General features: G+C 36.8%; 4 protein-coding genes and 1 pseudogene. 1 reads left to right on the top strand and 4 read right to left on the bottom strand.

Annotation, left to right across the window (positions count from 1 at the left end; genetic code table 11):
• The coding region (locus A0J48_RS08240) for a CHAT domain-containing protein (RefSeq protein ID WP_200322047.1) at nucleotides 1-4,694 on the top strand (4,694 nt) is incomplete at its 5' end.
• Between the two features lie 354 nt (nucleotides 4,695-5,048).
• Here A0J48_RS08240 and A0J48_RS08235 read toward each other — a convergent pair.
• From A0J48_RS08235 to A0J48_RS08220, 4 genes and pseudogenes are all read right to left on the bottom strand, one after another.
• Entirely contained in the window at nucleotides 5,049-7,559 is a 2,511-nt protein-coding gene (locus tag A0J48_RS08235) for a S8 family peptidase (RefSeq protein WP_200322045.1), read from the bottom strand.
• Nucleotides 7,560-7,578: 19 nt separating this feature from the next.
• A complete protein-coding gene (locus A0J48_RS08230) occupies nucleotides 7,579-8,589 on the bottom strand; it encodes an AAA family ATPase (RefSeq protein ID WP_200322043.1) in 1,011 nt (336 codons plus the stop codon).
• Between the two features lie 276 nt (nucleotides 8,590-8,865).
• Nucleotides 8,866-9,042, bottom strand: a complete 177-nt coding sequence (locus tag A0J48_RS08225) for a hypothetical protein (RefSeq protein WP_200322041.1) — start codon at nucleotides 9,040-9,042, stop codon at nucleotides 8,866-8,868.
• A gap of 94 nt (nucleotides 9,043-9,136) precedes the next feature.
• A pseudogene (locus A0J48_RS08220) lies at nucleotides 9,137-10,064 on the bottom strand (Rpn family recombination-promoting nuclease/putative transposase).
• Nucleotides 10,065-10,098 lie beyond the last annotated feature (34 nt).

Raw genomic sequence — 10,098 nt, 5'->3', positions numbered from 1 at the left:
ATAGTAATCAAGAATTAAAATCATCTAGTGGGAAAATAACATTAACCAGTGCATTAACCGCAGGAACTAATGACGTAACTTTAACAGCAGATGATATAGAGTTACCAACTACAACCACAGGAACAGGAAATTTAACAATTCAATCTTCGACCATAGACAGAAATATTACCCTAGGAAATAATGTTACCGGAACATTAAATCTCACAAGTGCAGAAATAGCAGGATTAGCAGATGGTTTTAGTTCTATCACCATTGGACGTAGTGACGGAACTGGTAAGATTACTATTAACAACCCTGTAGAATTTAAGGACCCAACAACCATCAAATCACCTAATGGTATTGAAGTTAATGGTCAAATCACGGGTACAGATAATGCCTCAATTACATTAGCAGCAAACACCACAAATCTCAATGCTGATATTACCACCAATAATCGAGATATCAATATTAGCAAAGATGTATTATTGGGTAATAACGTCAACCTAAATTCAGGTAGTGGCACTATTGCATTGAATGGAAAAGTTGATGGAAATCAAGATTTAAACATCACTGCGGGAGACCTGAACTTTGGGGATGAAATAGGTAGTATCGCTAAACTCAATAATCTTAACATCTCCAATACAGGAATAACGACTATTCCTAAAAATATCGCTACAACTGGGAATATTATTTTTAATGGTCGTCTGACGCTAACAGAAGGAGGTGCAAAACTATTCACCACAGATAATGGGAATATTAGTTTTGCTAACACAGTTGATGGGAATAGTGACTTAACCACAACAGCAAATAATGGCACTGTCAGCTTTAACGATGTGGTGGGTGGAACTACAAAGCTGAATAGTTTAACCAGCAATGCTACTCAAACTCAAATAGAAAATAATATTTCCACAACTGGGAATATTAATATTACCAGTAACTTAATCAAACTCACAGGAACAACAACTCAAGAATTGAATTCGGAAAGTGGGAATATTACCGTTAATAGTCCTCTAGAACTAACAGGAGGAGGTGCAAAACTATTCACCACAGATAATGGGAATATTAGTTTTGCTAACACAGTTGATGGTGATAGCGACTTAACCACAACAGCAAATAATGGCACTGTCAGCTTTAACGATGTGGTGGGTGGAACTACAAAACTGAATAGTTTAACCAGTAACGCATCTCAAACTCAAGTAGGAAATAACATTTCTACAACTGGAAATATTACCTTTCATGGTCTTGTTAACCTGACAGGAAATAATATTGCTTTCGACTCAGAAAATGAGAACATCACATTTAATAGCACAATTAATGGTTTAACCACAGATTTAAACCTGAGTGCAGTTACAGGTAATCTGACTTTAGGTGATGTAGTTAATGTCAATAGCTTGACTACAACTGCTGCCAATACTAACATTGCCAACAACATTATCACCACAGGCATTCAAACCTATAATGGTGGAGTTACCCTCACAGGCAATAATCCCAAAACCTTTAATTCCACTAACAACAATATTAATTTCACCAGCACAATTAATGGTTTAAACACAGATTTAAACCTGAGTGCAGTTACAGGTAATCTGACTTTAGGTGATGCAGTTAATGTCAATAGCTTGACTACAACTGCGGCAAATACTAACATTGCCAACAACATTACCACCACAGGAATTCAAACATATAATGGTGGAGTTACCCTCACAGGCAATAATCCGAAAACCTTTAATTCCACTAACAATGAAATTAATTTCACCAGCACAATTAATGGTTTAACCACAGATTTAAACCTGAATGCAGGGACAGGTAATTTGACTTTAGGTGATGCAGTCAATGTCAATAGCTTGACTACAACTGCTGCCAATACTAACATTGCCAACAACATTACCACCACAGGCATTCAAACATATAATGGTGGAGTTACCCTCACTGGTACGAATAGTAATCAAGAATTAAAATCATCTAGTGGGAAAATAACATTAACCAGTGCATTAACCGCAGGAACTAATGACGTAACTTTAACAGCAGATGATATAGAGTTACCAACTACAACCACAGGAACAGGAAATTTAACAATTCAATCTTCAACAGCGAACAGAAATATTACCCTAGGAAATAATGTTGCTGGAACATTAAATTTGACCAGTGCAGAAATAGCAGGATTAGCAGATGGTTTTAGTTCTATCACAATTGGACGCAGTGATGGAAGTGGTAAGATTACTATTAACAACCCTGTAGAATTTAAAGACCCGACAACCATCAAATCACCTAATGGTACAGGTTCAATCTTTGCAACTGCTATAATTACGGGTTTAAATAATGCTTCAATTAATCTGTTAGCTAATCAAAATATTAGCACTAGCAATATCTTCACACAAGGTCAAAATATCAACATTATCAGTATCTTGGGTGGAATTAGCACAAATGATATCGCAGGGAGTTTAATTAATTTTACAGAGAATCAAAATATTACGACTGCGAATATTAATGGCACAAATATCGACCTTAATAGTACCTTGGGTGGAATTAGCACAAATGATATTGCAGGGAGTTTAATTAATTTAGCAGCGAATCAAAATATTACGACTGCGAATATTAATGGTGGAAATATCGACCTTAATAGTACCTTGGGTGGAATTAGCACAAATGATATTGCAGGGAGTTTAATTAATTTAGCCGCGAATCAAAATATTACGACTGCGAATATTAATGGCACAAATATTGACCTTAATAGTATTTTGGGTAGAATTAGCACAAATGATATCACAGGAAGCTTAATTAATTTAGCAGCGAATCAAAATATCACGACAAATGGCCAAATTACAGGAGGTTTAATTAACTTTACTGCTGGTGAAAATATCACGACTGCAAATATCAACACCATAGATAATAACGTCAATTTGATAAGTAATACAGGAGTCGTCACAACACAAGACATTACAACTCAAGGTGGAGATATTAATATTCAAGCGCAGGATAGTATTAAAACCGGAGTTTTAAATACTAGTTCTACCACTGGTGATGGTGGTAAAGTCACTTTAGATCCTGAAGGTGATATAGAAGTTACTGCTATCAATACCCAAGCTTTAGGTAGTGGAATTGGTGGTGATGTTGATATTACAACTAACAGTTTCTTCCGCGCTACAGGCACATTTAGCGATCGCAACGGTGTTAATGCTAGTATTTCTACACTGGGAACCAATGGTAGTGGTTCCGTCACCATCACTCACGGAGGAAATGGTGACACCCCATTTGTATTTGGTAATATTAGAAATATCGGTACAGCAGGAGCAATTACTGCTGGTTTTGGTTTTAACAACACTATCAAACCTACACAATATTTTCAAGGTAATTATAGCCAAGGCAACATTCAAATAATTACCGATTCTGACATCAATGAAACTCCTGATTCTAGACGTGGACTACCACCTGGTTTGCAGTCATCAGGTCTTATCAGTGCAGTAGTTACAGTTGACACAGATTTTGCTAGACTAGAGGAAAGTTTTACAAGCCAGTTTGAACAACTTTCTGGACAATCAGTTTCTAGAAAATCCGTGGGTGATGCTCAAGCTGCACTCAGACAAATTCAAGCACAAACAGGAATTAAATCAGCTATTGTTTATGCGAGTTTTGTTTCTAGTGGTGACACAACCACAAAAGATAATGACGTACTTGATTTAGTTATTGTCACTGCTGAAGGTAAACCAATTCGTAAGCAGGTTTCCCGTGCAACTAGAGCAAAAGTTATGCAAGTGGCACAGAATTTTTACAATGAAATTTCTGATATCAATAAAGCCGATAGCACGAATTATTTAACATCATCACAGCAATTATATCAATGGCTAATTGCTCCTCAAGAAGCGGAATTACAAAAGCAAGGCATTAATAATCTAGCCTTTGTTTTGGATGTTGGTTTACGTTCTATTCCTGTAGCTGCTCTCTATGATGGTAAACAGTTTTTGATTGAAAAATACAGTCTGGGAATGTTACCAAGTTTCAGCCTCACTAATACTAGCTATTCCAATATCAAACAATCTCAAGTCTTAGCAATGGGAGCTAGTGAATTTACCAAAGACCAAAACCAGGAACCTTTGCAAGCAGTACCAATAGAACTTTATAACATTGCTAAACTATGGAATGGTAAATCATTTATCAATGAAAGTTTTACTTTAGAAAAAGTCAAAACTAAACGTCAGGAAAATCCTTTTGCAATGATTCACCTTGCAACTCACGTTGACTTTGTTCCTGGTGATGCCAGCAATTCTTATATCCAATTGTACAATAGTAAGCTGGGACTGGATAAAGTCCGCGAATTAGGATGGAATAAACCACCAGTAGAGTTACTAGTTTTAAGTGCTTGTAAATCAGCCTTTGGAGATGATAAAGCCGAGTTAGGTTTTGCTGGTTTAGCAGTAAAAACAGGGGTAAAATCTGCTGTTGCTAGTTTGTGGTATGTTTCCGATGCAGGTACTCTGGGTTTAATGAATGAGTTTTATCATCAGTTAAAGACTTCACCAGTTAAAGCCGAAGCACTGCGACAAGCGCAATTAGCAATGATTCAAGGTAAGGTTGCAGTGGAAGGAAATAAATTAACTGGTGTTAATAGCAGTATTGATTTACCAAAAGAAATATCTGCTTATCTACAGAAGAATATCAATGGTAATCTCTCCCATCCCTACTATTGGTCTGCTTTTACCATGATTGGTAGTCAGTGGTAAAGATTGTATTTAACGGTAAGTGCGATAAGCCATAAGTTTAATACTTTCATTATCGCACTGCTTCAAAAATGCGTTAGCGTATCGCACTTATCTGTTTATATTTGATTTTTTAGTAAGTCAATTATATCCGTACTCCATTTAACTTGAAATCCACAATGATTGTTTTTACCTGTGTAAGGCAGTATTACACTTAATCCCTTACCCAAGATTGTAGGTTCTCATACATTAGAAGTTTTGCGAGAGGTTAGGTTATTCGCATGACTGGTTGGATAAGTCCTCAATCTCATGAGTTAGCAAGATGCTTACAAAAAATGGATGTATTTTTTATGACTTTAATTTTCAGCTTTTTAGTATTTAAACCCTTGCTCGGTTTCTTTCTCTGAGATCAATCTCATCAACCTTGAGTTTCATACGATTATATAAATTAACTTGAGGATCGTCATGACTAATACTAACGACTAAAGCATAACGTTGTGTTTCATCTGGATTTGCCCATTTACGATTACAACTCACCACCAGAGTCATATTTCCTTCATTATATTTTGTAGACTGCGGAAAAATTTGTACTTGTCCCTTTTGTAAAGTTCCCTTTTTACGAATATTAGAACCTGGAGAAAATTTTACTTCAATACCATCACCATATTTTTTCTTTAGCTTTGTCTTTGTATTTTCTACAAACTCATCAGACGAATTATTTTTAGTAGCAGCTTCTTTACTAGCAACTTCATAAGCATTTCTAACAATTTTATGATCAATTCCTTTGAAAAGATCAAATTCCATTGTTACTCCTAAATATGAATCTCCACGAGTTGGACGAGTTGGAGGATCAAATGCCAAGGTAACTGATAGTATGCGAGTACCTTTTAAATCAAAAAATTCCTGTGGTAGTTGGGGAATTGTATAAAGATTAAAATAGCCAACTTTTAAAATATCTTCTTCTGATAGAACAACATAGTTTTCAGCAGAATACATTGCACGTTCTAAATCAGTCTGTCCATAGCCATAGATTTGTAGCTGCTTTTTAATTTTTTGAGATTCTGTACCATTACTAAATTCATCTGGAATTTCTTTGGGAAGCACCGCAGAATTAACAATCAAAGCTCGAATGAGGTTAGAACTGGCATTTGGATATTTTGTGAAGAGTTGAGCAGCAATGTTAGCTACACGAGGTGCTGCAAAACTTGTACCACTACAGATGTGAAATAAAGAACTTTGAAAATCTTTGGAGAAAGTAACAACAGAAACCCCAGCAACATTATCTGATAGTCGCAATTTTGTTTTAAGTAAATCTAAACCTTCACGATATTTGAGGTCTATGACAGTACCTCCACCAAAATCTACAACATCAGGCTTAACCATTCCATCTACTCCAAAACCAGTTCTGGTAAAGGGTGAAGGGTGTCCTCGTAATTTTGCGATCGCTTGACGACGCACATCATCAGGTTCTGTAATACTACCACGCCCATAAGATAAAGAACCTACAGTTAGTGCGATCGCAGAAGTTGCTGGATCAATAATTCGAGCATTTTGATCGAGTAAATAATTTGGGTACTCAGTCTTTAGTTGTTCGTCTGACTTCAGTGGTTCGTCTGATATAGCTTCTTCATAAGGTGTGATATTTCCTGCTGAAATTACAAAGATAATGTTTTTATGCTGATATTGATAAGCAATTTCATCTATTTTTGCTGCTAATCGAAATTGCTTCATCCCATCTCTATAAATTTGGTTAGCATTACCTAATGAGATATTGATTACTTTGCAGTTAGGATACTGATCAACAAAAGCATGAATAGCTTGATCTAGTTGAGTTTCTAAGAGAAGATCCTCATAATACTGACAATTTTCATCTGTTACACGAGCAGAAAATAACCAAACTGTTGGATCAAATGACCGTTTTTTAATACAGTTTTCGACATCTCCATAGATAGCAATACCAGCAACACTTGTACCATGTCCATTTACATCATCTGCACCACCTTTTATTAATTTCTGTTCTGGATCTGAAAATACATCAGCTTCACCCAATACAGGAGCAATTAATGGATGACCTCTTTGCACACCTGAGTCAATAACAAGAATGCCGCAATTGTTTTCAGGTGGAGAAATTACTTCAGGAAAACTGGAAATTGGTAACTGATAATCACCATCTCTCTCAAATGCAGGTTGGGGAGGACGATCAATTTCTTTAACAGTTTCTAACTCAAGTAAAAACTCTAAAACTTCGTAATTGACCTTAATTCGGGCAATACACAAATATTCTCCAACGTAGCTATCACTCATTCTCATAGGAACAGTATCGCTGAAAAATTCTAGCGTTTCGGCAATATGTTCTAAAGATGCTTTCATTTCTTGGCGATCACCTGTGTGCCAGAGTTCCAAATCTAAAGCTGCAAGTTCACCTGGTTGTACAGGGTTTAACTCTAACAAACGACCAATACGATCTTCTCTTTCAAGAGGAACTAAATCATCAATTGCACCTAAGTATTCATATTTGTTACCTTCTGTAATTTGACTGTAATTTTCTAAACGCCTTCTAAATTCTTTTAACTCCAGATCAGACGAGAAGACAACTATGGCTTTATCAGGTTCACGTGCTAGGATATCCAGTCCTGTTTTAGTCAAGTCTTCGTCTCGCAAAGAGCTTTTGTTAGCAACTTTAATCTTAAAAATTAATTTTGGATCAAGACGAAAAGGGTTACTTTTTTGCTTTGTAGTTTCAGCCAGTCCAGACAGTTGATTTAATAAAGACTTACCGTGTTCAACATAATCAGTACGTTTTCCACCACCAAAGCCACGCCCTGGCCTTCGTGGTAATTCGATGTTTATAGTTTTCGGCAATTTAAGGTGTTCAAACTGACTTACCATGAGGATTTGGCGTAGATGATTATTGTGAGTTTGCTATTATACTTTGCCTTTCTAAAAAGCGTCCTATCGCAACTTCTAAATCATCAGCCCTCAAGGTACGCTCCCCCCGTAGAATTACCGCTTTAATGGCATCAGAACAAATACGTTCTATATCTGCTCCAGTGGCATTTTCTAGCCGTTCTGCAAAAGTAGATAGATTTATATTAGTATAACGGATACCAGACAGATAACGGCTTAAAAGAGCCGTGCGTAATTCCAGTGTTGGGTTGTCAAAGAAAATTACCTCGTCAAATCTTCGCCAAACTGCACTGTCTAATAGTTTTTCGTGATTAGTCGCTGCAACAAATATACTTTGATTGGTTGCATTATCAATAAGTTGTAACAAGCTATTGACTAGACGTTTGACTTCGCCATGTTCATTTAAGTTATCTCGATCACGAGCGATCGCATCAAATTCATCAAACAAAACCAGCCATTCCCCTTGTTCAATGTAAGTAAAAATTTTCTGAAGATTGGTAGCTGTTTCACCTAAGTAAGAAGAGAATACTGCTGTTAGGTTAACGTACACAAGGGGTAGACTCAAGACACTAGAGAGGACTTTTGCGGTTTGGGTTTTGCCACAACCAGGTGGTCCACAAAAGAGTAGTTTGTTTTTGGGCTTGAGGTTATAAGCTGCAAGAATATCTTGCTTACGGTTTTCCAGAACAATTTCTTGTAGGATATCAAATATTTTTTCACTGAGGACGATGTGATCCCATGTCAAGTCAAATCGCTTGACATCCAGTAAAGCTAGTCCAGTGTCTTTATCTTTGGGTGGTTCAGGAAATTGATTCCAGGGAGCTAGGTTAGATACTAGGGGTTTGGTGTAACCATTGCCATTGTGCAGCAGTTTTTCCAAATCTCTAGCCAGTAGGATGTGATTTTTATTTCTTTCTTCTTCTATCAGTTCATTAGCCGCAGCCAAAAACTCCTCCCTCTCGTTGCGAGAGAAGCTTTTGAAAAGTTTTCTGAGAATTTCACCGCGAGCCATATTTTAGAACTGCTATTGAATAACTGGTCTACCCTGATCGGAATAGAACAATTGTACTACACAAAAACAAAACTAGTTGTTTTAGCACTAAGATATTATATTTGTATCCAACAACCCATTCGGTATAAAGTTGTGAACTACTTTATAGTAAAGAAGTTCTTCATCTTCTAATGTATAAATATCAGGTTCATCATGCCACAAGTCAAACGAACCTCCTATTTTCGCAAGCTGCATTAAGTCTTGATTAGATGGTTCGGTACTTTCAAAAAATAACTCCTATGGAGGATACAGAATTACTGTCAAAATTTCCTCCACTTCAGCCACAGGAACTAAAACATTAAAGATTTGCCCAGTTTCCTCATCATTCACAGAAGTTACATCAATTAACCGAGAATCTCTCACTTTCGCTTTCTGTGCATTATAAATCACCTTTTCATATACACTACCAGGCATAGCGATCGCTTGTCACAAGATGAGAGAAATAGGCGATCGCACTCTACCCACAAAACTCTGTTTCTTTGTTTGGATATAGATGAAAACTGAGATTTTAGTTCTCAGTAGTAGCTTCTAAATTTTCCAACCAAACAACTAAATCATCCAAACTTACAAAATCTAACAACGCTTCAGCCAAAGTTTCCAACTGTAGCAGCGATAACCTTTCAATGTCGATTTTTAGCTGACTCGGTAATTCTCCGAATCTCTTGGATAATAACCGCAGGATCAGCGATATTTCACCTTCTCGTTTGCCTTGTTCTCTACCTTGTTGTCTACCTAGTTCTCTACCTTGTTCAGTAGCTTCTTCTCTAAGTTCTTCATACAAGCGAGTTTGCTGAAAACTGATACCTAACATTGCTTCTATCTCCACACGAGTTAAACGAGTAAACCGATAAGAAATAATTGTAGTAATTATCTCCATTATGGCGCGACTGGCTACCGTTTCGGCTAATTCCTGCTGACAACGGTTGAGCAAATATCTTGCTGCTGCTGGTGCTTCCTCTTCCTCTAGTGTTGTTAACACCAACAAACCCACATCCAGGGGTAATTGTTCAATTTCTCCTAATTCATCCAAATATACTCGATGTACTTGTTCAGAATTCAAAAGTGCGCGATAAGGTTGAATTTCCCCTTGTTCTATGCTGCGATTGGGATAAATTACTACTGCTTGCCAATCTTGAAAACGTTCTCTATTTCGATAAAAATATAAAAACAACTCCCCAAACAAACGCTCATACAGTCGCTCATCTTTTTGAAATTGCACTATGCCTTCGGCACGCTACGCGAACACAGAAATAAACAACCCCTGGTGCTTCCGTTTCTGGTGGTAAAAACACCCCGTCAATTTCAAACTTTGGCTCTTTTACTGCTACCGAATCGAAGCGATAATTAGCTGCATTCGCTGGTGGATTTTCTAGTAACTCAAACAGCAGCTTGGGGTATTGTTGAAATAAATAATAAAAAATAGAGTCACGCCGCATATAATTTTAATTCATCATTGCTAAACAATTTGTT

This window comes from Sphaerospermopsis aphanizomenoides BCCUSP55 (assembly GCF_001586785.1).
Lineage (GTDB): Bacteria > Cyanobacteriota > Cyanobacteriia > Cyanobacteriales > Nostocaceae > Sphaerospermopsis_A > Sphaerospermopsis_A aphanizomenoides_A.
This window is presented reverse-complemented; position numbering and strand designations above follow the sequence as displayed.